The 24,487-nt window shown below is 32.7% G+C and carries 20 protein-coding genes; 12 read left to right on the top strand and 8 right to left on the bottom strand.

Annotated features, from left to right (window positions below; genetic code table 11):
• Positions 1-53: 53 nt before the first annotated feature.
• The 8 genes from bshC (at position 54) to yidC (ending at position 13,143) form a co-directional block, all read left to right on the top strand.
• Complete coding sequence (bshC, locus tag BM246_RS04685; RefSeq protein ID WP_074936115.1) at positions 54-1,655, top strand: bacillithiol biosynthesis cysteine-adding enzyme BshC; 1,602 nt, start codon at positions 54-56, stop codon at positions 1,653-1,655.
• Between the two features lie 55 nt (positions 1,656-1,710).
• Positions 1,711-3,246 (top strand): glutamine-hydrolyzing GMP synthase, encoded by a 1,536-nt coding sequence (guaA, locus tag BM246_RS04680; RefSeq protein ID WP_042506487.1) that lies wholly within the window; start codon positions 1,711-1,713, stop codon positions 3,244-3,246.
• 210 nt (positions 3,247-3,456) lie between these two features.
• The gene (locus BM246_RS04675; RefSeq protein WP_074936113.1) at positions 3,457-5,397 is read left to right on the top strand and encodes a LysM peptidoglycan-binding domain-containing protein; all 1,941 of its coding nucleotides are present in this window, start codon (positions 3,457-3,459) and stop codon (positions 5,395-5,397) included.
• Positions 5,398-5,461: 64 nt separating this feature from the next.
• Positions 5,462-6,001, top strand: a complete 540-nt coding sequence (locus tag BM246_RS04670) for a DUF922 domain-containing protein (protein ID WP_083415716.1) — start codon at positions 5,462-5,464, stop codon at positions 5,999-6,001.
• 4 nt (positions 6,002-6,005) lie between these two features.
• Positions 6,006-6,233 carry a DUF3820 family protein gene (locus BM246_RS04665; protein ID WP_074936106.1) on the top strand — a complete coding sequence of 76 codons (228 nt, stop codon included), beginning with the start codon at positions 6,006-6,008 and terminating at the stop codon, positions 6,231-6,233.
• 176 nt (positions 6,234-6,409) lie between these two features.
• On the top strand, positions 6,410-9,322 hold the full coding sequence (locus BM246_RS04660; protein WP_074936103.1) for an FAD-binding and (Fe-S)-binding domain-containing protein: 2,913 nt from the start codon (positions 6,410-6,412) through the stop codon (positions 9,320-9,322).
• Between the two features lie 206 nt (positions 9,323-9,528).
• Positions 9,529-11,172: a CTP synthase gene (locus BM246_RS04655; RefSeq protein ID WP_074936101.1), complete on the top strand. Its 1,644-nt coding sequence runs from the start codon at positions 9,529-9,531 to the stop codon at positions 11,170-11,172.
• A gap of 81 nt (positions 11,173-11,253) precedes the next feature.
• Complete coding sequence (gene yidC / locus BM246_RS04650) at positions 11,254-13,143, top strand: membrane protein insertase YidC (RefSeq protein ID WP_074936099.1); 1,890 nt, start codon at positions 11,254-11,256, stop codon at positions 13,141-13,143.
• Positions 13,144-13,522: 379 nt separating this feature from the next.
• Here yidC and BM246_RS04645 read toward each other — a convergent pair whose 3' ends face one another.
• The 8 genes from BM246_RS04645 to BM246_RS04610 all read right to left on the bottom strand — a co-directional run bounded on the left by BM246_RS04645 (position 13,523) and on the right by BM246_RS04610 (position 21,560).
• Positions 13,523-15,775 (bottom strand): TonB-dependent receptor, encoded by a 2,253-nt coding sequence (locus tag BM246_RS04645; RefSeq protein ID WP_074936097.1) that lies wholly within the window; start codon positions 15,773-15,775, stop codon positions 13,523-13,525.
• Between the two features lie 96 nt (positions 15,776-15,871).
• Complete coding sequence (locus BM246_RS04640) at positions 15,872-16,204, bottom strand: hypothetical protein (protein ID WP_042506494.1); 333 nt, start codon at positions 16,202-16,204, stop codon at positions 15,872-15,874.
• Positions 16,205-16,699, bottom strand: coding sequence for a DUF6787 family protein (locus BM246_RS04635; RefSeq protein WP_074936095.1), 495 nt, complete (start codon positions 16,697-16,699; stop codon positions 16,205-16,207).
• Positions 16,700-16,736: 37 nt separating this feature from the next.
• The gene (locus BM246_RS04630) at positions 16,737-17,180 is read right to left on the bottom strand and encodes a DUF6146 family protein (protein WP_042506496.1); all 444 of its coding nucleotides are present in this window, start codon (positions 17,178-17,180) and stop codon (positions 16,737-16,739) included.
• A 209-nt stretch (positions 17,181-17,389) separates the two neighbouring features.
• On the bottom strand, positions 17,390-18,025 hold the full coding sequence (locus tag BM246_RS04625; protein ID WP_042506497.1) for a DUF937 domain-containing protein: 636 nt from the start codon (positions 18,023-18,025) through the stop codon (positions 17,390-17,392).
• A 194-nt stretch (positions 18,026-18,219) separates the two neighbouring features.
• Positions 18,220-19,170, bottom strand: coding sequence for a D-2-hydroxyacid dehydrogenase (locus BM246_RS04620; RefSeq protein ID WP_042494914.1), 951 nt, complete (start codon positions 19,168-19,170; stop codon positions 18,220-18,222).
• A 103-nt stretch (positions 19,171-19,273) separates the two neighbouring features.
• Entirely contained in the window at positions 19,274-20,338 is a 1,065-nt protein-coding gene (gene serC / locus BM246_RS04615; RefSeq protein ID WP_042494916.1) for a 3-phosphoserine/phosphohydroxythreonine transaminase, read from the bottom strand.
• A gap of 163 nt (positions 20,339-20,501) precedes the next feature.
• Entirely contained in the window at positions 20,502-21,560 is a 1,059-nt protein-coding gene (locus BM246_RS04610; protein WP_074936093.1) for an acyl-CoA reductase, read from the bottom strand.
• A gap of 97 nt (positions 21,561-21,657) precedes the next feature.
• Here BM246_RS04610 and BM246_RS04605 point away from each other — a divergent pair, with 97 nt between their 5' ends.
• From BM246_RS04605 to BM246_RS04590, 4 genes are all read left to right on the top strand, one after another.
• The gene (locus BM246_RS04605) at positions 21,658-22,011 is read left to right on the top strand and encodes a 4Fe-4S dicluster domain-containing protein (protein ID WP_074936091.1); all 354 of its coding nucleotides are present in this window, start codon (positions 21,658-21,660) and stop codon (positions 22,009-22,011) included.
• A gap of 277 nt (positions 22,012-22,288) precedes the next feature.
• On the top strand, positions 22,289-23,134 hold the full coding sequence (locus tag BM246_RS04600) for a transglutaminase-like domain-containing protein (RefSeq protein WP_074936089.1): 846 nt from the start codon (positions 22,289-22,291) through the stop codon (positions 23,132-23,134).
• 160 nt (positions 23,135-23,294) lie between these two features.
• Complete coding sequence (locus BM246_RS04595) at positions 23,295-23,795, top strand: hypothetical protein (protein WP_074936087.1); 501 nt, start codon at positions 23,295-23,297, stop codon at positions 23,793-23,795.
• A 46-nt stretch (positions 23,796-23,841) separates the two neighbouring features.
• Positions 23,842-24,447 carry a thiamine diphosphokinase gene (locus tag BM246_RS04590; protein ID WP_074936086.1) on the top strand — a complete coding sequence of 202 codons (606 nt, stop codon included), beginning with the start codon at positions 23,842-23,844 and terminating at the stop codon, positions 24,445-24,447.
• Positions 24,448-24,487 lie beyond the last annotated feature (40 nt).

Below are 24,487 nucleotides of genomic sequence, written 5' to 3'. Positions count from 1 at the left end.
TTAGAATTGCAAAATTGAATAAGCTTATATTTACACTTTCTATCTATTTTAATATGCCAGCAGACTGTATTTCGTTTAAAAACACAGGATATTTTTCAAGTTTAATTTGCGATTATCTCGATGAAAATCAAGAGTTAAAACCATTTTACAACCGTTTTCCAAACCTTGATAATTTCAAAAATCAAATTGAAGAAAAGGGAGCCCATTTTACTCCAGAATCTCGAAAAGTATTGCATGGGGTACTAACTGAACAGTATAAAAAGGTTGAAGCTTCGGTATTAACACTTCAAAATATAGATTTATTAAAATTAGAAAACACCTTTACCGTTACAACAGGGCACCAGCTAAACTTGTTTACGGGACCACTGTATTTTCTGTATAAAATAGTATCGGCTATTAATCTTTCAAAAGAATTAAAAGAAAAATATCCCGATCAAAATTTTGTTCCTATTTATTGGATGGCAACAGAAGATCATGATTTTGATGAAATAAATTATTTTAATTTCAGAGGAAAAAAAGTGCAATGGAATAAGGACGCTAGCGGAGCTGTAGGAGAATTATCTACCGAAGGTTTAGCCGATGTTTTTGAAGTATTTTCAAATGAAATTGGACATACTAAAAATGCTGAATATTTAAAAGGTCTTTTTCAAAAGGCTTATTTAGAGCACGATAATTTAGCCGATGCTACCAGATATTTGGCAAACGCTGTGTTTCACGAATATGGTTTAGTAATTGTTGAAGCCAATAATGCCGCATTAAAAAAAGAGTTTATCCCTTTTATAGAAACCGAATTGTTGAACCAAACATCGTTTAAGGCGGTTACGGAAACTATAGAAGATTTAAATAATTATTCTGAAGGCTATAAAGCGCAAGTAAACCCAAGAGAAATAAACTTATTTTATTTTAATAAAAATTTAAGAGAACGTATTGTTTTTGAGAAAGGTGTTTATAAAGCGATAAATACCGATATAATTTGGACAAAAGCGGCTATTCTGGATGAAGTAAAAAAACATCCGGAGCATTTTTCACCAAATGTGATTATGCGACCTCTATACCAAGAAGTGATTTTACCAAACCTGTGTTACATAGGTGGAGGAGGAGAATTGGCGTATTGGTTTCAATTAAAAAAATATTTTAATACAGTAAATGTACCTTTTCCGGTATTGTTATTAAGAAATTCAGTTTTAATTCAAACGGAAAGTCAGAGTAAAAAGCTTGAAAATTTAAATATTTCTAAGGAAGATGTTTTCTTAAAGCGAAGTGCTTTCATTAATAAAAAAGTTAGAGAAATATCAAATATTGATATCGATTTGTCTGAACAAAAGAAACATTTGATAAAGCAATTTGAAAGTATGTATAAAATTGCCGAAGACACCGATAAATCGTTTTTAGGTGCTGTAAAAGCTCAAGAAGTAAAGCAATTACAAGGTTTAGAGCATTTAGAGAATCGTTTACTTAAAGCTCAAAAACGTAAATTGAAAGATGCCGTTTCGAGAATGACGGACTTACAAACCGAACTTTTTCCGGGTGGTAGTTTACAGGAACGAAACACTAATTTTTCGGAATTTTATTTAGAATATGGCGAGCAATTGTTACCAAACTTAATAAAAAACTTACAACCTTTAAAAGGCGATTTTTTACTGTTAACAATTTAGTTAAAAAAGTTGCGGTGCTAATTCGTCATTTTAAAATCAATCGTTATTTTTGCGCATGCAACATGACAAGGTACTTATTTTAGACTTCGGATCGCAATACACACAACTTATTGCCCGTCGAGTTAGGGAACTCAACATTTACTCCGAAATACATCCATTTAACAAAATTCCAACCAATTTAGACACCTACAAGGCGGTTATTCTTTCGGGAAGTCCAAACTCTGTAAGAGGTGAAGATGCTTTGCATCCTGATTTATCAGAAATTAGAGGGAAAAAACCAATGCTAGCCGTATGCTATGGCGCGCAATATTTAGCGCATTTTTCTGGAGGTGAAGTAGCACCATCGAATACCAGAGAATATGGTAGAGCGAACTTATCGTTTATAAAAACTGATGAGCCTTTTGTGAAAAACATTAGCAAAGGCAGTCAAGTTTGGATGAGCCACTCTGATACTATTAAAAAATTACCAACAAATGGTGTTTTAGTAGCTAGTACAAACGACGTAGAAAATGCCGCTTACAAAATTGAAGGAGAAACAACTTATGCCATTCAATTTCACCCAGAAGTTTATCATTCTACAGATGGCAAACAACTTTTAGAAAACTTTTTAGTGGGTATCGCTGGTTTAAAACAAGACTGGACTCCAGATTCTTTTGTTGAAGAAACTGTAGCTGCTATTCGCGAGAAAGTAGGAAATGATAAAGTAGTTTTAGGGCTTTCTGGTGGTGTAGATTCTACCGTAGCAGCGGTTTTACTTAATAAAGCGATTGGTGAAAACTTATATTGCATTTTTGTTAATAATGGATTGTTACGTAAAAATGAATTTACATCAGTTTTAAAACAATACGAAGGTATGGGCCTTAACGTAAAAGGCGTTGATGCGTCTGAGCGTTTTTTAGAAGCTTTAAAAGGTCTAGAGGATCCTGAGAAAAAACGTAAAGCCATTGGTAATTCTTTTATTGAAGTTTTTGATGATGAAGCTCACAAATTAACTGATGTAAAATGGTTAGCTCAAGGTACTATCTATCCAGATGTTATCGAGAGTGTATCTGCTACAGGCGGACCATCGGCAACCATAAAAAGTCACCATAACGTAGGTGGATTACCAGATTTTATGAAACTTAAAATTGTGGAGCCACTTCGTGCTATTTTTAAAGATGAAGTACGCCGTGTTGGTGCTACTTTAGGTATCGATCCAGAATTATTAGGTCGTCACCCTTTTCCTGGCCCTGGTTTAGGAATTCGTATTTTAGGTGATATTACAGCCGAAAAAGTACAAATGCTTCAGGAAGTAGATGCTATTTTTATAAATGGTTTAAAAGAATGGGGATTATATGATAAGGTTTGGCAAGCAGGTGCTATGTTGTTACCAGTTAACAGTGTAGGTGTAATGGGAGATGAGCGTACTTACGAGAAATGTGTTGCACTTAGAGCTGTAGAAAGTACCGATGGTATGACGGCTGATTGGGTAAACCTACCTTATGAGTTTTTACAAAAAACATCAAACGATATTATTAATAAAGTAAAAGGTGTAAACCGTGTGGTTTACGATATTAGTTCTAAGCCACCAGCAACCATTGAATGGGAATAGGGGTTTGTAACCAATTTTAATCCTATGGAATTTTGTTTTGGCAAGCAGAACACTAATGCCTATAATTTTTAGTAATTAGTTGGCTGTTTTGTTAAAAACGAACGTATATCCAAATAATGATAATACCTAATTGATGTTTAAGTTTTTTGGCATGTTATGTGCTATATCTATAAAAACAAGCATCAATTAGGTAATTTTAAAAAAACATAAATGAGTAAATTCTTTTCCATTATTTTAATTGCTATAATGTGTAGTTTTGGCACATTACAAGCACAAAATTTTAGTACACACCAAGTAAAAGCCGGGGAAACTATAGAGAGTATTGCTAAGCGTTATTATATAACCGCGAACGATATTTATACTTTAAACCCAGATGCTAAAAAGGAATTAAAGGCAAACACTATTTTAATTATTCCTATTTCTAAAGCTAATAAGCCAACAGTTACTACGGTAAAGGAATTAAAAGGTTTTAGAACACATAAAACTAAACGCAAAGAAACGTTATACAGTTTAGCTAAAAAGTACGATGTATCGGAAGATGATATTAAAAAGTACAACAAGTTTTTATATGCCAATACACTTCGTAAAGGTGATAAGCTTCAAATTCCTATTTTAAAAGAAACTAAAGTTGTTGATGAAGTAAAGAATACAAAACCATATTTGGTACAAGCCAAAGAAGGTAAGTGGCGTATTGCTTATAAATTTGGAATTACTTTAGAAGAATTGGAAGCACTTAACCCTAAAATGGGAGCTGTACTTCAAGAAGGGCAACAAATTAATGTTCCTAATTTAGAGAAAGAAGAAATTAAGAAGGTTGATGAAACTTACGGTTATTATAAAGTATTACCTAAAGAAGGATTTTATCGTCTAAAACTAAAATTAGGTTTAACTCAAGAAGAGCTAGAAGCTTTAAATCCTGAATTAAAAGAAACGGGATTAAAAGTTGGTATGATTTTAAAAACACCACAAGGCAATACTAATTTAGCGGGTGTTGTAAACGCAAGTTATGATGGTACGTCTTCTGATCTAAAAATGAAGATAAAAGATTACGGTACTAAGCATATCGCTGTTATGTTACCTTTTAGATTAAATCGTGTGGAGTTTGATACCACTGCAGACACTAAAAAAAGTATTAAAAGTGATCCGTATTTAAATGCATCTTTAGATTTTCAATCTGGAGTTTTAATGGCTATCGATTCTTTAAAAGCTTTAGGTCTTTCTCTTAAAGTTGATGTTTATGATACCAAATATGAAGTAAGTGAAGTGTCCAGAATTTTGGCAGCTAACGATTTTAGTGATGTAGATGCTGTTATTGGCCCATTAACGCCAAGCACATTTGCTAAAGTAGCATCAGAATTACAAGTAAACAATGTACCAGTAGTTTCTCCAATTGGGTTAGATTTACAATTACGTTCTAACGTTTTTCAATCTAGACCTAAAACAGAATTATTAAAAAGTAGAATTGTACAATTCGTTAAAAAAGACACCTTAAGTAATAATGTTATTATTGTGGCAGATTCTAAACACGTATCTATAGCAAACGAATTAAAGCGTACGTTTAATCAAGCTTCTATTGTTTATTCAAGAAAGAATAAAAAAGGGCAAGATGAAAATTATGTACTTGTTAATGATATTGTAGGTTCATTAAAAGCAGGTAATAACTATGTGTTTTTAGAAACCACTAATGCTGGTTTTGTATCGAATGTAACAAGTTTATTAGCTTCGGTTAATAATACTATAGAGCCTGGACAAAAAAATAACGACAAAAAGAAAATCACTTTGGTTACAACCGATATGAATGATGCTTTTGAAGGTGATCAGGTTTCTAACGAGCATTTATCTAAATTAAATTTTCATTTTGCAGCAACTTCAAAATGGTTTGATGAAACGGAGAATAGCTTTGTTAAAAAATATGAAAGTATGTATAACACAACTCCAAACAAAAGAGCTGTTCGTGGTTTCGATTTAACGATGGATGTGGTTTTACGTTTGGTATCTTCAAATAGCTTGTATGAGTCGGTTAACGACGCGCCATTAACAGAATATATTGAAAGTAAATTTGCTTATAAAAAAGATATTTCTGGGGGGTATTATAACGACAGTATCTATTTAGTAAAACATCAAAATTTACGTATTGTAGAAGTGAAGTAATTAAAAGTAAACCAAGATATAATCTAATTGTTTTATATCATATTAATAAATTCAATTTTTTATTGTGATTAAAATATTAGCATTTTTATTTTGTACTATAAGCTTCCAAACAGGAGAAGCTGTTATTTCTTGGGAAGATGATTATAAATTGTCTTGGTCAGATTTTAAAGGAAAACCAAAGCAGAATTCAGGAGCAGTTGCAGAAACTGCATCAGGAATTAGCTTTGGTTTTTCTGTTAAAGAATTAAACTCTAATATTGTAAGTTATACAACTGAAGTACATGCTTATTTTAGTGTCGAAAAATCTTGGTTTCATAAAGATAAAGCCAGTGATTATATTTTAGAGCATGAGCAATTGCATTTTGATATAACAGAATTGTTTGCAAGAAAATTTAGAAAAGAAATTGCTCAACAAAAAGTTTCAAACGATATTAAGGCTAAATTAAAAGTAATTTACAAAAAACATGTTACCGATTTAGGAATGATGCAAAAACGCTATGATGCGGAAACAGATCACTCTAAAAAAATCGATGCTCAACAACGATGGCAACTTTTTATTAAGAAAGAACTTGATAAGCTGTCTAAATTTAAACTTATAGAATAACCCTGTGGTTCCAGATAAACATTTCCTGATAACATTAGCCCATACCAAAATGCCTTTTGGTAAATATAAAGATCGTTACTTAATAGACTTACCCGAATATTATGTGGTTTGGTATCATAATAAAGGGTTTCCAAAAGGAAAGTTAGGCGATATGCTTAAACAAGTTTATGAACTTAAATTAAATGGTTTGGAAGATTTAATTAGAAATATACAGCGTAAGTATCCTAAATAAATAGTTATAGTTTATGCGCGTCTTCATTTTCAAAATCTGCATAAATTAATTAAGATTACTAGCCGCTTTTTAATTAAAACTAATAACTTTGATATTATTAGAATTTAGTTATTCTAATGGCGCGGCGCTTTTCTTAAAAGCCCGTTGTATTTAACGAAACTATATTTATACATAAAATGACTTTAGCTGATTTAAAATCGGAGTTATCTGGAGAATTATTATTCGATAATTTATCAAAATCTATTTATGCCACAGATGCTTCGGTTTATAGAATGTTGCCCATGGCGGTTGCATATCCAAAGGATAAAGAAGATATAAAAAAGCTAATTAGTTTCGCAAAATCTAATAATACAACTTTAATTCCGCGTACAGCAGGAACATCTTTAGCAGGGCAATGTGTTGGTAAAGGTATTGTGGTAGATATTTCAAAATATTTCACCAAAATTATAGCGTTTAATAAAGAGGAGCAAACCGTTACGGTACAACCGGGTGTTGTGCGCGATGCGCTTAATAATTTTTTAAAACCTCACGGCTTGTTTTTCGGCCCAAATACGTCGACTTCAAACCGATGTATGATAGGTGGGATGGTTGGTAACAATTCATCTGGAACAACATCTATTCAATACGGTGTTACCAGAGATAAAGTATTACAATTAGAAACTATTTTAAGTGATGGAAGTGAAGCTGTTTTTGGCGAATTAACTTCTGATAATTTTAAAAAGAAAATAACAGAAAATACTTTAGAGGGAAAGATTTATAAATCGATTTACGAAGAATTAAAACAGGATAAAGTCAAAAACCGAATTATTGAAAACTTCCCTAAACCAGAAATTCATAGACGAAACACAGGTTATGCTATTGATGAGTTAATAAAATCGAATGTTTTTTCGGAAACTCCTGAGAAATTCAATATGTGTAAACTGCTTTCTGGTAGTGAAGGAACATTGGCTTTTTCAACGGAAATTACTTTAAAATTAGATAAACTTCCACCTAGCGAAGCCATTATGGTTGCGGCACATTTTGATAGTATAGAAAACTGTTTAAGTGCTGTAGAATTAACTATGAAATATAATTTGTTCAATTGCGAAATGATGGATAAAACCATTTTAGATTGTACTAAACAAAATAAAACCCAAGAAGAAAATAGAGCATTTATAGAAGGCGATCCCAAAGCTATTTTAATGTGCGAGGTAAGAGGCAATTCTGTTGCCGAAGTGGAAGCTTTAGGTTTAGCTTTAGTTGAAGCTATAAAAACATCAAATCTTAGTTATGCTTACCCATTGCTGTTTGGAGATGATATTCAAAAAGCAAATAATTTACGTAGTGCAGGTTTAGGCTTGTTGGGAAATATGATTGGTGATAAAAAATCGGCAGCGTGTATAGAAGATACTGCAGTTGCTTTACCAGACTTGGCAAACTATATAGCTGAGTTTACTGCTTTAATGAAAGGCTACAATCAAGACGCCATTTATTACGCACATGCTGGTGCAGGAGAACTGCATTTACGCCCTATTTTAAATTTGAAAAAGGCTGAAGATGTTGTTTTATTTCGTAAGATAACAACCGATGTAGCTAATTTAGTTAAAAAATATAATGGATCCATGAGTGGCGAACATGGCGATGGTATTGTACGTGCTGAATTTATTCCTTTAATGATTGGTGAAGAAAATTACCAATTAATAAAGCGTATAAAATCGGTTTTCGATCCTAATAATATTTTCAATCAAGGTAAAATTGTAGATGCTTTTCCTATGGATCAAGCACTGCGTTACGAAGTAGGCCGTAAAGAACCTGAAATAAAAACAATGCTCGATTTTTCGAAATCCCAGGGCATTTTAAGAGAAACTGAAAAATGTAATGGTTCTGGAGATTGTAGAAAATTACCAGAGTTTGGCGGAACCATGTGCCCAAGTTATCGTGCAACTCGAAACGAAAAAGATACTACTAGAGCACGTGCTAATGCTCTACGAGAGTTTTTAACGAATTCTGATAAAGAAAATAAATTTGATCATGAAGAGTTAAAATCTGTGTTCGATCTATGTTTAAGTTGTAAAGCTTGTGCATCGGAATGCCCAAGTAGTGTTGATGTGGCGAGTTTAAAAGCAGAGTTTCAATATCAATATCAAAAAGAACATGGTATTCCGTTTAGAACAAAACTTTTCGCTTATAATAATCAATTAAATAAATTAGGAAGTGTAGCGCCAAGTGTAACTAATTTCATGTTTTCAAACAGGTTTACATCTTCAACATTAAAAAAAGTATTTGGTATTGCTCCCGAACGTACATTGCCATTAATTTCAAGTAAAAATTTAGAAAAAGAATATAAAATTCATTCTAAAACTAGAACTTCTAAAAGATATATTAAAACTGTTTATTTATATAATGATGAGTTTACAAATTATTTAGATACTGAAGTAGGAGTAGACGCTTTAGAGCTTTTAAATGCTTTAAATTACAAGGTTGAAATGGTTGCAAATGAGGAGTCTGGACGAACCTATTTATCTAAAGGATTATTAGAGCAAGCCAAAAAAGCAGCTAATAAAAATATTAATATTTTTAAAAATATAATTTCAGAAAACACACCTCTAATTGGTATTGAACCTTCGGCTATTCTAACTTTTAAAGATGAATATTTAAAATTAGCAGACGATAAAATTTCAGCAGAATCTATAGCAAAAAGCACATTTTTAATTGAAGCGTTTATTCAAAAAGAAATTGAATTAGGGAATATAAAAGCAGAACAATTTACTTCGGAAGCTAAAACCATTAAATTCCATGGACATTGTCATCAAAAATCTGATAGCAATCAGTTGTCTAGTTTTACCGTTCTTAATTTGCCAAAAAATTATAAAGTAACCATAATTCCGAGTGGTTGTTGCGGTATGGCAGGTAGTTTTGGTTACGAGAAAGAACATTATAGAGTAAGTATGCAAATAGGCGAACAAACGTTGTTTCCTGCCATTAAAAAAGCAGCTGTAGAGACTGTTATTTCCGCAAATGGTACAAGTTGTCGCCATCAAATTAAAGATGGTACAGGCCGTGTTGCAAAACATCCTATTAGTGTTTTAAGAGAAGCTTTACTGTATTAATTTATAGATTTGGAAAATAGTTTCAAGTGCTATAGGTTATTTATTTCTAGACAATAATTCCTTTTAAAATTTAGTGATTTTAGTAATAAATTTGAGCTCAAAATTACTTCAAAATCATTATTAATCAATCACTTTCAAATTAGCCTAAAACAATTCCTAAATAACTATTTAAATTTTGTAAATTTGCCTGCGTTTATAAGCGCAACATGACAACTACAGCAAAATACATTTTCGTAACCGGTGGGGTTACATCATCCCTAGGAAAAGGGATTATCGCGGCATCGCTCGCAAAACTTCTACAAGCACAAGGCTATAGAGTAACTATTCAAAAACTAGATCCGTATATCAATGTCGATCCAGGGACTTTAAACCCTTACGAACATGGTGAATGCTATGTTACCGAGGATGGTGCCGAAACCGATTTAGATTTAGGACACTACGAACGTTTTTTAAACGTGCCAACTAGTCAGGCAAATAATGTTACTACAGGTCGTATTTACCAAAGTGTAATTCAAAAAGAACGCCGTGGTGAATTTTTAGGAAAAACTGTTCAGGTGGTTCCTCATATTACCGATGAGATTAAAGAGCGTATCCAAATGCTTGGTAAATCTGGCGATTACGATATTGTAATTACAGAAATTGGTGGTACTGTTGGAGATATTGAATCTTTACCATACATAGAAGCTGTACGCCAATTACGTTGGGATTTAGGTGAAAATAACGGTATTGTTATTCATTTAACTTTAGTACCATTCTTATCTGCGGCTGGCGAATTAAAAACAAAACCAACCCAACATAGTGTAAAAACATTAATGGAAAGTGGAGTACAAGCCGATATTTTGGTTTGTAGAACCGAGCACCAATTACCTATGGAATTACGTCGTAAACTTGCATTGTTTTGCAATGTTAAGCAAGAGGCTGTAATTCAATCTATAGATGCGTCAACTATTTACGATGTACCTAATTTAATGCTAGAAGAAGGTCTGGATAAAGTTGTGCTTAAAAAGTTAAATTTAGAAAGCATTGTACCAGATATTTCGAACTGGAATAAATTTGTACATCGTCATAAAAATCCAAAGTATGAAATTACTATTGGTTTAATTGGTAAATATGTAGAATTACAAGATTCTTATAAATCAATTTTAGAAGCTTTTATTCACGCTGGAGCGGAAAATGAAGTAAAAGTTAATATTGAATCTGTACATTCAGAATATATAAATGAAGATAATGCTAAACTAAAACTGGGCCATTTAGATGGTGTTTTAGTAGCACCAGGATTTGGTGAACGTGGTATTGAAGGTAAAATTGATGCTGTACGTTATGTACGTGAAAACAATGTGCCGTTTTTCGGAATTTGTTTAGGTATGCAAATGGCAGTTATTGAATTTGCTAGAAACGTACTGAATTTAAAAGATGCTGATTCTACTGAAATGAGTCCGGATACCAAAAATCCGGTTATCAGTTTAATGGAAGAGCAAAAAAGTGTTACCGATATGGGAGGTACCATGCGTTTAGGAGCTTGGGATTGCGATTTAAAAATCGGTTCGGCCATTCGTGATATTTATAAATCGGAAAGTATTAGCGAACGTCATAGACATCGTTATGAGTTTAATAGTGATTACAAAGAACAAATTGAAGCTGCCGGAATGAAAGCAACAGGATTAAACCCAAATACAGGTTTAGTTGAAATCGTTGAAATCCCTACGCATCCTTGGTTTATTGGTGTGCAGTATCATCCAGAATACAAAAGTACAGTGGCCAATCCGCACCCTTTATTTGTAGCTTTTGTAAAAGCAGGATTAAACTTTAGTAAAAAGCGTAAAAGTGCCAAGATGGCACAAAACGAATAGTGGATAGTTTTTTGATTTAAGAAAAATAATAGAAAAAGGCCTGATGGATGTTTTAATTTGTCAGGTCTAAAATTTGAATACATGGAAGAAAAGAAATTAGACGTTAATTCGATTATTGGTTTTGTACTTATTTTCGGAATATTAGCGTACATGCTTTGGCAGAATAAACCAACGCCAGAAGAGCTTGAAGCACAAGAAAAAGCAAAGCAAGAACAAATTGCAGCAGAAAATAGTGCCAAGCAAAATGACACCAAAGTAATTACGGCAGACGATTTTAAAGCTGCTGGTGTTTCAGATTCATTACAATTGATTGGCTTAAAAAATAAATTTGGTGCTTTTGCTTATGCAGCATCAACGGCTTCAGATAAAGAAACCCTTGTTGAAAGTGATGTTTTCGCTTTAAAATTTAGCAACAAAGGTGGTTACCTTTCAGAATTACAACTTAAAAAGTTTGTTAATTACGATTCACTTCCTATTTACATCATAAAGGATCGTAATTCAGTGTTCAATATTAATTTTGGAACAACAGATAGTAGAACTTTAAATACTAAAGATTTATACTTTACGCCATCTGTAACTAAAAGTGGAGAGAATACTGTAGTTTCAATGAAACTTAAAGTATCAGAATCTAAATTTTTAGAATACCGTTACGAGCTTAAACCTAACGATTACATGATCGACTTTACGGTACGTTCTCAAGGGTTAAGCGATGTTATTAATAGCTCTCAAGTTATTAATTTAGACTGGGCTTTAAAAGGATATAGACACGCTAAAAGTATTTCTTATGAAAACAGGTATACGGATATTCATTATGAGTATGAAGATGGCAAAGCGAACTACACAGGTGCTCGTGATGCTGATGAGGAGTTAGAAGATGTAACTTGGATAGGCTATAAGCAACACTTCTTTTCATCTGTATTATTAACAGATACAGCATTTAAAACAGCACAGATTAAATCTGAAAACTTAGTTGATGATGAAGTTGTAGATACGGTCTATACAAAATATTTCGATTCTAAAATGCCATTGGCATTACAAGCAGGAGAGCTGAACCAGTCTATGGATTTCTATTTTGGTCCTAATGATTTTGACGTTGTAAACTCTTATGATCGTAATTTAGACGAGTTAGTGCCATTTGGTTGGGGACTTTTCGGTTGGATTAACCGTTATATCTTTACGCCATTATTCGGCTTTTTAGGAGGCTTTTTACCTTACGGTATCGCTATTATTGCTATGACGGTTTTAATTAAATTAATGCTATCATTTGTACAGTACAAGCAGTTTTTATCGCAAGCGAAAATGAAAATTCTTAAACCAGAATTAGATGCTATTCGCGAAAAGCATAAAGACAATAAAATGAAAGCGCAACAAGAAACTATGGCGTTGCAAACTAAAGCAGGAGCAAGCCCTATGGCAGGTTGTTTACCAGCTTTAATACAGCTTCCTGTATTCTATGCTTTATTTCAATTTTTCCCTTCTGCATTCGATTTAAGACAAAAATCTTTCCTTTGGGCAGACGATTTATCATCTTATGATGTTATTGCAGATTTACCGTTTAACATTCCGTTTTATGGAAACCACGTAAGTTTATTTCCGTTATTAGCATCGATTGCAATTTTCTTTTATATGCAATTAACAACAGGGCAAAACATGCAATCGCAACCACAGCAAGAAGGTATGCCTGATATGGCAAAAATGATGAAGTACATGATGTATTTCTCACCAATTATGATGTTATTCTTCTTTAATAATTACGCTTCAGGATTAAGTTTATATTACTTTATCTCGAACTTAATTAGTATCGGAATTATATTAGTGATTAAGAATTTTATTTTAGATGAAGATAAGATTCATGCACAAATTCAAGAGAAGAAAAAACAGCCTAAAAAGCAAAACAAATTTCAGAAAAAAATGGCTGAAATGATGGAGCAAGCAGAACAACAAAAGCAAGCTCAGAATAAAAAGAAATAAAGTAAACTTTTTATATAATTTTAAAGCCCATGAACTAATTAGTTTATGGGCTTTTTCTTTTCTTAAATCTTGGGCGTTACCCAAAAGGGTCAGGCTTTCGCTACTCAATCTTTTTTTAGTTAAGGCACATTGATAAAAGGTTATGCCATGCCGTGATAATAATGTTAATATATTTATTAATTAGAGTATAGCCTAAAAAAAGGATTTCAAACAAGCCGCTCAATCCTTAACGCAAAATCTAGGCCTTTCTAAGGGAGATAAATGTATTTTTACATATAAGTATGTAAATTTTAAAATCTTGTCTCAAGATTTATTAAAACATAAAAAAAATCTGCAAGTTTTTACACTTACAGACCTTTAAAGAGAGATGCTTTATATACTAAAGCTTAAAAATAAACCCTAGATTAATGCTACGGCCTATATTGTAAATACCATCGGTTTTTAATCTAGATAGATGGCTAATGTATGTTTTGTTTGTTAAATTGGTACCAGAGATTGTAACCTGAACGTCATTGTTGAAAACCTCAAAACTACCGCCTAGTCCTGCACTTAATAAGCTGTAACCATCAGTTGCTGTTTCAAAATCACCAACGTTGTTTTGGTCAAAAGCGGTTAGGAGTTTTACAAAGGCATAACCATCTTGAATCCAGTTTTTCTCAAATTCTATTCTCACCATATTGGTTAAAGTATTTGCAGGAATTAGAGGTAGATAGCTGTCATCATCAAGTTTTCCTGTAACCATTTCAAAACTAGATTCAAAGTGTAACCAATCTATAGGGTGTGGGTGTAAGTGAAAACCAAATTCTCCACCATATAGGTAAGCATCGTCTTGTAAATAAAGAAAAACCGGATCATCATTCACAAAGCTGCCATCTGGAGATAAGAAAATGTAATTATTTATTTTGTTATAAAATCCATTAGCAAAAAGCTCTAAATGTTCATTCTGAAATTCTAAAGACAAATCTGCTTGAAAGTTTTGTTCACTTTTCAAGTTTTCATTTCCAATTTCATAACGGTTTGTACCTTCATGACTGCCTTCCGAAGTTAATTCTGATAAGTTTGGAGCTCTAAACCCGGTTGCTAAATTTACACGAGTTGTTAAGTTTTTAGCAATATCTGTTTTAACTCCAAAAGCACCATTAAAACTTTCAAAGCTTTTATTTAACCCGTTTAGCACATCTATAGTTCTGGTGTCAAAACGCGCTCCAATTTGTATATCGGCTTTTTCAAAATGAATATGCGATGTTCCTAAAATACCAAAATCATTAGTTGTTGCGTCTGGTATAAGTTCTTCTTCACCGTAATTAGAATTGGTTTGGTGCATACCTTGTACACCAAATATAGTCTCAAACTTCCCTAATTGTGGTAAGCTATATTTAACATCATAGTTAGCCGTTTTAAGCTTCATGTGCAAGGCTGCTTCTAGAATATCATCATCGTGATCTTCTTCATCATGGTGCTCTTCCTCGTCATGATCTTCTTCTTCATGTTCCTCATCTTCATCGTGGTCATGTTCTTCTTCAAACTCTTTTCTATCATTATAGATATAGCCTAAATTAATATCTAATCTAGAATCGTTAAAAAACACGGTCGATTTAGAGCTCATCACGTGGTTTGTAATATCTTGATAAGGTAATAGAGGCGTTTTGTTTGTAGATTGTTCGCCAATTTCTTCAGGAATTCCAAGTTTAGAATGGTTGACATTGTAACGAAATTCAGTTTTAAATTTAGAAACTTGATAGCCAACACCTGCTTTAAAATCTTGTTCTCTAAAACGTGTGTTTGTTACGCGATAATCTTCGGTATCGTAATCTGAATGTTCAGCTAAACTTCCTCTAAATAAAAATTTCCAATTATTTTCTGAAGTTTTAAAACTAGCACTAGTGTTAAAGCCTTGTGTATTGCTAAAGTAATTTGCTCCTAAATCACCACTAGATGTTCCTTCTTCAGCAAAACGTTCTGGATTTAAATACAAAACTCCACCAAGAGCATCACTACCATAGAGTAGGGAAGCAGGGCCTTTGATAACTTCTACACTTTCAACTCCAGCATCGCTTAATCCAAGGCCGTGTTCGCCTCCAAATTGTTGATTTTCCAAACGAACACCTTGTGTGTATACTACAACACGGTTAGAGCTTAAACCTCTAATTACAGGTTTACCAATACCCATACCGGTTGTTACACTTTCTACACCTGCAATATTTGTTATTCCATCGGCTAAAGTTACAGCGCCCTTGGTTTTTAAATCTTTAATAGATTTTTGTTCAACCTTCATAACATTATCGCGCTGTAATTTATGGAAAGGCGTTGATATAATGATACTCTGCATTTCTATGGCAGATGGAGTTAACTTTATTTCAATGTCTTCTGTAGATGGTATAATTAATTTTAGAGATTGAGTTTCATAACCAATCATAGAAAATAAAATATTATAACTACCAGAAGGTAAGTTTTCGATAGAAAAGCGTCCGTTTTCATCGGTAGCAGCACCTTTTTCTAAATCTGGGAAATAGATATTTACAAAGGCTAACTGATCTTGGTTTGAAGCATCTAAAACGACACCACTTATTGTATTTTGAGCATATACACTCGAGATTGCTAAAAATAGCAACGCGCTTAAAAATATTCGCATAATGAGAGAGTTTGCGCTTTCTTGTTAAAATGAATTAAAAGAAAACGTATTAATTTAATGAATAATATAACCGAAGAAATCCGGGATGAGATATAATTAAATTAATACTGGAGGGCCGCGAAGAGAGGCCTGTAAGCGTTGAAATTCACTAATAAAACTGTATTGAGAAACAAGTTCTATTGGTGTTTCTTTTTCAATAAAGAATGTAAAAGTGTAATCTGAAAAAGAGAAGTTGTTATTGATTTGAAACTTATGAAATTCACAATCTAAATCTACTTGGTGAATATGCAAATTATCACCATTAGTACATACTTTGTGATGATGATGTGCAAAAACATGAGCCATTTTTACACCTGCTGGAACAAACAGCATGAGTGCTAACAAAACTGTTAGTGACTTAAAAATGATATGTTTTTTTATAGCGTTCAATTAATCTACCAAACGTTTTAAACCAATTCTACGGAGCATTTTCTTTTCGAAATTCCAAAAGAATTTATATTGCCCAAAGATCCAACCTATTAAAACAAGAAGGATTTGGTAAAAAATAAAACCAATAACAATATATAAAAACCAGTATGCAAATGTTGGCAAATTGTCTCGGTTAATACCCATAAGTTTTATTAACGGACGACTTACAAAAACAGAAGAAGATCCTGTAGAAGCAAAAACCAAGAAAATACTAATTAATTCCCATCGGTAATTGACCTCCCATTTTTTTTCTAGTTTCTCGAAAATTTTAAGAATGAATTTTAGAAGAACAAAGAATATTACGGCTCCTAAACCTATTAAAATAGCTAGGTTTTCTTTAGAAATAAATAAGCCTGCCAATTTAAAAGATGAGTAGCCTAATGCAACCAAACCTATAAAAGGAAAGATAAGTTGCCAATTTTTAGTTATTTGCCAGTTAGCCTTAAATTTTTGCACATGTTACGTTTAGAAATGCAAAAATAGGTAAAGTGTTTTAAATACGAGGATTGTAAGGCCCTAATCTTTGTTTATAAGTTCGTTGAAAGTAAATGAAGTAGTTATAAAGTTTGTAGTTTACTTCGTAACCATAATCTATATGGCTTTGATAATCAATTTGTAACTCGTATAAATTACTATTAAATCGAGATGGTTGATTGACGCGTTGATTCCACTCAATAACGTATTGATAATTTCTAGTTTCTAAATATTGCTGTGAATAAAAGCCTTCTGGTCGTGCTTGGCTAGCTAACCAAAAGTTAAAACCTGGTTCTATGATGATAATTTCGTATTCTAAATCGTCGTTTGAAATAGTTACAGTATCACTAAGTTTTTCGTTGGCTACTTGTTCGTTTTTTGTTTTGTTTGGAACAGCGGTTCTTCTGGTATTACAACTAGCAACAAAGGCACAAACTAATAAAAGGTATATAAAGTTTTTCATAATAAATATTGTTTAGTCAAATTTAGGCTTCATTACTCTGTTTAAAAAAGATGAATGAGTAAACCGTGTTTTTGACTGAGCGAACGGCTTTAAGTTCATTTTAAATTTACAAAAACCATTCCTTAATACAGATAAACTAAATGGTTTTAACAAAAAAAGAGTCAAGCTATTAACTTGACTCTTTTTATATATTTATGTAATTCAGGAATTTATTTACCGAAAAGACCTCCTAAAAGACCTCCAATACCACCAGATTTGTTAGCACTTCCAAGTACCATTCCAGCTACATCATCAACAACACTACCGTCACCATCTGCATCTAAAATAGACTCTAAGAAACTTTGTTCTTTATCTGCAGAACTTCCACCAAGTAGACCACCTAATAAATTACCAATTCCATTAGAATCGCTCACGTTTTGTTGTTTAGCTTGGTTGCCTAAAACACCCATTAAAATAGGAGCAGCAACTTTTAATATATTAGCAACAGAACCAGCATCTAAACCAGATTTCTGACCAATAACTTGTTCTACACCACTTTGTTTAGCACCTAAAACGTGACCTAATATTTTTTCACCATCGTTCTTTACAGCATCATCAACACCACCACTAAATAATCCGCCAAGATTATCTAAAATGTTACCGTCTTGTTTACTTTGAATAGCACCCATAAGTCCTGCTGCACCTTCTGGTGTTGCTGCATTACGTTGCATAGCTTTCATTAAAACAGGTAAAGCCATTGTTAATACGCTTCCTGTTTTGTCTGCGTCGTTTCCTGTTGATCCGGCAACACCGCTAATGATTGATTTTCCTAAGTCACTGCTTAATAAGTCTAAAATTCCTGACATTTGTTTTGTTTTTAAGTAATACCTATTTAGAAGAAAAAGGTATTTAGGGTTTATAAATTGGATTTCAAGGTACAAAAAAAGTCCTTACTTCTAATATTAGGACACATAATTTCCCGATAGGTCACATTTAAAATGAAGAAACCCTCAAAACAAATGTTAAGAGGGTTTTTATAAATTTAAATTATTACTAATTCTTATCCAAGAATAGAAATAATTTGAGTTGCTAATTCTGTTCCAATTCTATCTTGCGCTTGGTTAGTTGCTGCACCAATATGTGGTGTAAGCGATAACGCAGAATTCATTAGTAATTGCATTTCTGGTTTAGGTTCTTTTTCAAAAACATCTAAAGCAGCTCCTGCTACTTTTCCACTTTCAATAGCTTTAACAAGTGCTACTTCGTTAACTACACCACCACGTGCTGCATTAGCAATAATAACACCATCTTTCATTATTTTGAATTCTGCCTCGTCGATAACATAATCGTCTTGAGCAGGAACGTGAAGCGTGATAAAGTCCGATTGTTTTAAAACGTCGTCCTTAGAAATAGTTTTAATATCAAAGTTTACTTTTTGACCATCAAAAAATTCTAACTCTAAGTTCGCATTTTCTAAAAATGGATCGAAAGCAACCACTTTCATACCAGCTCCTAAAGCTACTTTTGCTGTGGCTTGACCAATACGACCAAAACCTAAAACACCTAAAGTTTTTCCTTTAAGCTCAGTTCCTTTAGCATAAGCTTTCTTTAAACCTTTAAAGTTGCTATCACCTTCTAGAGGCATATCGCGGTTTGAGTTATGTAAAAAACGAGCTAAACCGTAAAAGTGACCAAATACTAATTCTGCCACAGAATGAGAAGAAGCAGCTGGTGTATTAATTACAGAAAGTCCTTTTTCGCGAGCATACTCTACATCAATGTTGTCCATACCAACACCACCACGACCAATAATTTTTAATCCTGGGCAAGCATCTATTAAATCTTTACGTACTGTAGTTGCACTACGTACTAATAGAACAGCGATGTCTTTTTCGTTGATATAGTTTATTAATTGTTCTTGAGCTACAGTTGTTGTAATTACTTCGTAACCTGCTTTTTCTAAGGCATCAATTCCACTTTGAGAAACGCCATCGTTTGCTAATACTTTCATTGTAATTGTTTTTTATTCCCACATAAGTGGAAATTTTTTATATTTAATTATAGTTGTTGTCTTTATTATATTTCTGCTAACGCAGAAATCAAAAAGCTGAGTTTTAAGCTTTCGCTTCTAATTCACTCATAACTTCTACAAGTGCTTTTACACTATCTAAAGGTAAAGCATTGTACATAGAAGCACGGTAACCACCAACACTACGATGACCGTTAACAGCGCTAATTCCTGCTTCTTTCAGCATAGTTTCAAACGTTTCTTTTAAGTTATCGTTTGTTAGGTTGAAGGTTGCATTCATCATAGAACGATCGTCTTTAGCTGCGAAACCTTTAAATAATGGGTTCAAATCAATTTCAGAATACATTAAACGAGATTTCTTTTCGTTTTCTTCTGCAATAGCTGCAACACCGCCTAAACCTTTTAACCATTCTAAAGTTAACATAGTTGTGTAAACAGGGAATACAGGAGGCGTGTTAAACATACTACCTGCTTTGATGTGTAATTTGTAATCCATGATAGAAGGAATATCGCGAGATACTTTTCCTAAAATATCTTCTTTAATAACAACTAAAGTTGTTCCTGCAGGTCCCATATTTTTTTGAGCTCCAGCATAAATAAGATCGAATTGAGAATAATCTATAACACGAGAAAAGATATCACTACTCATGTCGCAAACCATAGGTACACTTGTTTTTGGAAACGATTTCATTTGTGTTCCAAAAATAGTATTGTTGGATGTGCAGTGGAAGTAATCATAGTCCGAAGGAACATCGTAACCTTTAGGGATATAGTTGTAATTAGCATCGGCAGAAGACGCTACTTCGTAAATGTCGTCTAATTTTTTTGCCTCTTTAATAGCTTTGGCACTCCAAGCTCCAGTATTTAAATAACCTGCTCTTTTTTCTAAAAGATTCATAGCTACCATTAAAAACTGTGTACTTGCGCCACCTTGTAAAAATAATGCTTTATAACCTTTACCTTCTAAACCTAATAATTCTAAAGCTAAAGCTCTAGCATTTTCCATAATATCAACAAACTCTTTACTTCTGTGTGATATTTCGATTAAAGATAAACCTGTATTATTGTAGTCAACTATAGCCTCGGAAGCTTTTAATAATACACTTTGAGGTAAAATACTTGGTCCTGCACTAAAGTTATGTTTTTTCATTTGTAAAGTTATATGGTTTTTTTATGGTTTTAAATATCATCCAAATTATACATTTTGTTATAGTTTAAAAATGTGGATGTTTCATTTAAATTTTCAAAAAATGTAAGATACAAAGTTGCTAATTAATTGCTGAATTGGTGTTAAAAATTCGATAATTTTTTCGTCAAATCGCTAACAAAAATTCAACAGAATCGACACTATCCGCATAATCCCAAAGTTCTGGTTTTTGAGTGGCACCAAATGCGATTTCGTTTTTTGCGAATCCTTTGGCGACTATACATTGTATTTTCTCCGAATCTGCTTCTAATTTTTCATTTAAAGCCGCTTCAGAATCGTAGTACTCATAAAATAGGGTTGCAATAGGTGAAGCGTAACTTTCATCTTCTTTTATCATGAAGAATCCGTTTTCTAGCATATCGAACTCACTCATTAAATATACGGCTTTGTTATAATCGTAATTATTGGCGTATTTTGCTTTGTTTACAATATCATGCCAATGGTAAATACCTTGAAAAAAGCCGTCAAATTTATATCCTTTTGGTACATAGAGTTTAGATACGTTTCTGCAACCAAGACCATAATATATAAAAATATCTTCCGATAGGTTTTTTAAATCTTCTTCAGTTTCATTTCCGGTTAAAACCGCAACCGAATTTCTATTATTTCTTATTATAGAAGGTTTTCCTTTAAAGTAATATTCAAAATAGCGGGCTGTATTGTCGCTTCCGGTAGCAATAACGGCATCAAAATCGGTAAGTTTTTCTTCCGTAAAGGTCATTTTACCTTTAAACTGAGGTTCTACAAATTCTAAATATTTAGCTAAATAGGGTAGTAGGTGCTTATCGTTACTAGATTGTTTTACAATAACTTGGTGTCCTGAAATTAATACAGCAAGAAAATCGTGAAACCCAACTAAAGGAATGTTTCCGGCCATAATAATAGCGACCTTTTTAGGTGTTACGCTATTAAACTGATAAGCATTAAGCCATGTGTTTAGCTTTTCGGGTGTTAAACTATCTGCCCAACCTTGCAATGCGAAAGCCATGTTTTCTTTAGTAAACCAACCGTTATGTTCTTCGGCAAGTTTTAGTTGATGTTTAAAACCATCGAAAAACATATCGTTATGTTCAATATTATCTTTCTTTTGTATCACTTCGTTAGAAAATTGACTTAAAAATTCTCCTAATTTTACAAAAGCGTTAATTCTTTCTTGTAAATTCATTCTTAATTTGGTTATGAATAGTTTTGGCTTTATTTTTGCAACTGCAAATTTAAGGAAACTGTAATAGAGTTCTTAAATTTTAAAAATAAAAATTACTATGGCAATTATAATAACAGACGAGTGTATAAATTGTGGGGCTTGTGAACCTGAGTGCCCAAATACAGCAATATATGAAGGTGCCGACGACTGGCGCTATAAAGATGGAACAAGTTTAGATGGTACGGTTGTTTTAACAAACGGGCAAGAGGTTGACGCTGATGAAGCGCAAGAGCCAATTAGCGACGAGCTTTATTATATTGTACCAGATAAATGTACAGAGTGTAAAGGTTTCCATGATGAGCCGCAATGTGCTGCAGTTTGCCCTGTAGATTGTTGTGTGCCAGATGAGGATGTTGTAGAAACAGAAGAAGAACTTTTGGCTAAACAACGTTTTATGCATCCTGAAGGATAGAAAATAAAAACGTTTTAAATACAAAAGAATCCTGGGCTTAGCGCTTAGGATTTTTTTTTGTATTAAACTTAAGTAAAATAACAGACCTTAATAAGGAGTTGTTTTAGGTATTTGGAAAGTCTCGGCCGCGTTTTGTTGTTAATTCGTAAGAAATTCGATTGAGTTAAATTTTACTTCAATTATGATATTTATTAATCTAATAAAGACCATATTAAGCACGGAATGGGTGTATTTTTGAATTGAATAGTCTCAAGATTTGACGTAAACTCCTTTTAGTATGAAATTTAATGTAAAAAGCGCTTTGTCTTACAATGTAAATGGTCCCACCACATTTATTTTTAATATTCATGCTTTGAATACATCTAGTCAAACGGTTTTAGAAGAAAACTTAACGATAGATCCTGCTATAAATCATGATGTTTTCACAGCTCATGATGGTCGTTCTAAATTTATGAGATTAAAAATACAGGAGCCTTGTAATTTTTCGATGTCATATTCCGCAATTGTGGACATGAGTTATAAAATTATTGATGAAAACAATTCTGAGAATTTGGTATCTGTTGTAGAACTTGATAGTTACATCGCTTCCTTTTTATATCCAAGTCGTTATTGTCAATCTGATAAGTTAATGAAGTTTTCTTTTAAGGAATTCGGTCACTATGCAACTGTGTACGATAGAGTTTTAGCAATAACCGAATGGATTTACAATAATATTGAATATACTAGTGGTAGTACAGATTCTCAAACTTCGGCCATAGATACTATTACGGAGCGTGTTGGTGTTTGTCGAGATTTTGCACATTTAGGGATTGCACTTTGTAGAGCTTTATCTATTCCGGCAAGATATTTTACTGGTTACGCGTATCAATTAAATCCGCCTGATTTTCATGCGTGTTTTGAAGCTTATATCGATGGCGATTGGATTATATTTGATTCGACTAAATTAGTTGCTGTAAACGGACTAGTAAAAATAGCAAATGGTAGAGATGCCGCAGATTCTGCTGTTGCTAGTATTTTTGGAAATGCAGTTGGTACTTCAATTACTGTAGATTGCCAAGTTATGGATGATAACTTTCAGCCCTTTATTTATGGTGGAAATCAAAAAGCTATTTCTTTTCAATAGAAACGTATTTCATAAAAATAATAAAATCCCTAAGTTTGCGCTTAGGTTTTTTTATGTGAAATTAAATTGAAACACGTCTAAAGTTTTTTAGACGGTTTTTTTTTGCTCAGTATTAAACCTTTTAAAGATAGTTTAGTCAAACCCCAAAAAAAATATAGTTATGACCAAAAAGTGGATGCGTATTATACATCGTTATTTAGGATTTTTTTTAATCGGAGTAATGATTGTATACTCATTAAGTGGAGTTATTTTAATTTTTAGAAATACCGACTTTTTAAAAAGTGAGACCAAAGTAGAAAAAACAATAAAGCCAAATTTAAGAGGAGAAGCTCTTGGTCGTGCTTTAAAAATTAAAAGATTTAGAGTTGAAAAAACAAAAGGCGATTTAGTTTTGTTTAAAAATGGACAATACAATAAAGCTACAGGTTTAGCTCAATACACAAATAAGGAATTGCCTTATGTGCTAAATAGAATGACGCATTTGCATAAAGCCACATCGGCAGAGCCTTTATTTTGGTTAAATGTATTTTCTGGTGTTTCGCTTTTCTTTTTTGCAATTTCATCTTTTTGGATGTTTATGCCTAAAACTAAAATCTTTAAAAAAGGAATGTATTTCACTGCTTTTGGTGTTGTATTGACTCTAATTATGCTATTTATTTAAAAAAGTATAGAAATTTATGTGCTATAACTTTCTTATTTTTGCATAGATGAATACAGAAAAAGTATGTTTGTTTTTAAATGGTGAGCAACCTAAATCTATTCCAGATTTAGAAAGTTATAAAATAGTTTGTGCCACAGATGGTGCTTACAAGTTTTTAGAGGCAAATAATATTGTTCCTAATTTTATTAGTGGCGATTTTGATTCAATTGAAACTATACCAGATGCTGTAGAAGTAATCCATACGCCAAATCAAGATTTTACAGATTTTGATAAAGTCTTGCAGATTCTTTTTGATAAAGGATTTAAAACGGTTCATGTTTTTGGAGCAAGCGGGAAGGAGCAAGACCATTTTTTAGGAAATTTACATACCGCACTACAATGGGAAACAAAGCTCGATTTAACTTTTTTCGATAATCATGGCTATTATTTTTTAGCTGATAAATCTTCGGAAATTAAAAATTGCTTAGATAAAACGGTGTCGTTAATTCCGTTGCCGGAAGCTACTGGTATTGTAACTGTAGGTTTGAAATATGCTTTAAACAATGAAACTTTGGCTTTTGGAGACCGCATAGGTACTCGTAATAAGGCTGTAATAGATAATATTTTGATTACTTTTAAAACGGGAAATTTATTTTTATTTATTAATGATTAATAGATTCTAAAACATAAAAAAAGCCGAGCAATATTGCTCG

It is taken from the genome of Algibacter lectus, assembly GCF_900112395.1.
Lineage (GTDB): Bacteria > Bacteroidota > Bacteroidia > Flavobacteriales > Flavobacteriaceae > Algibacter > Algibacter lectus.
This window is presented reverse-complemented; position numbering and strand designations above follow the sequence as displayed.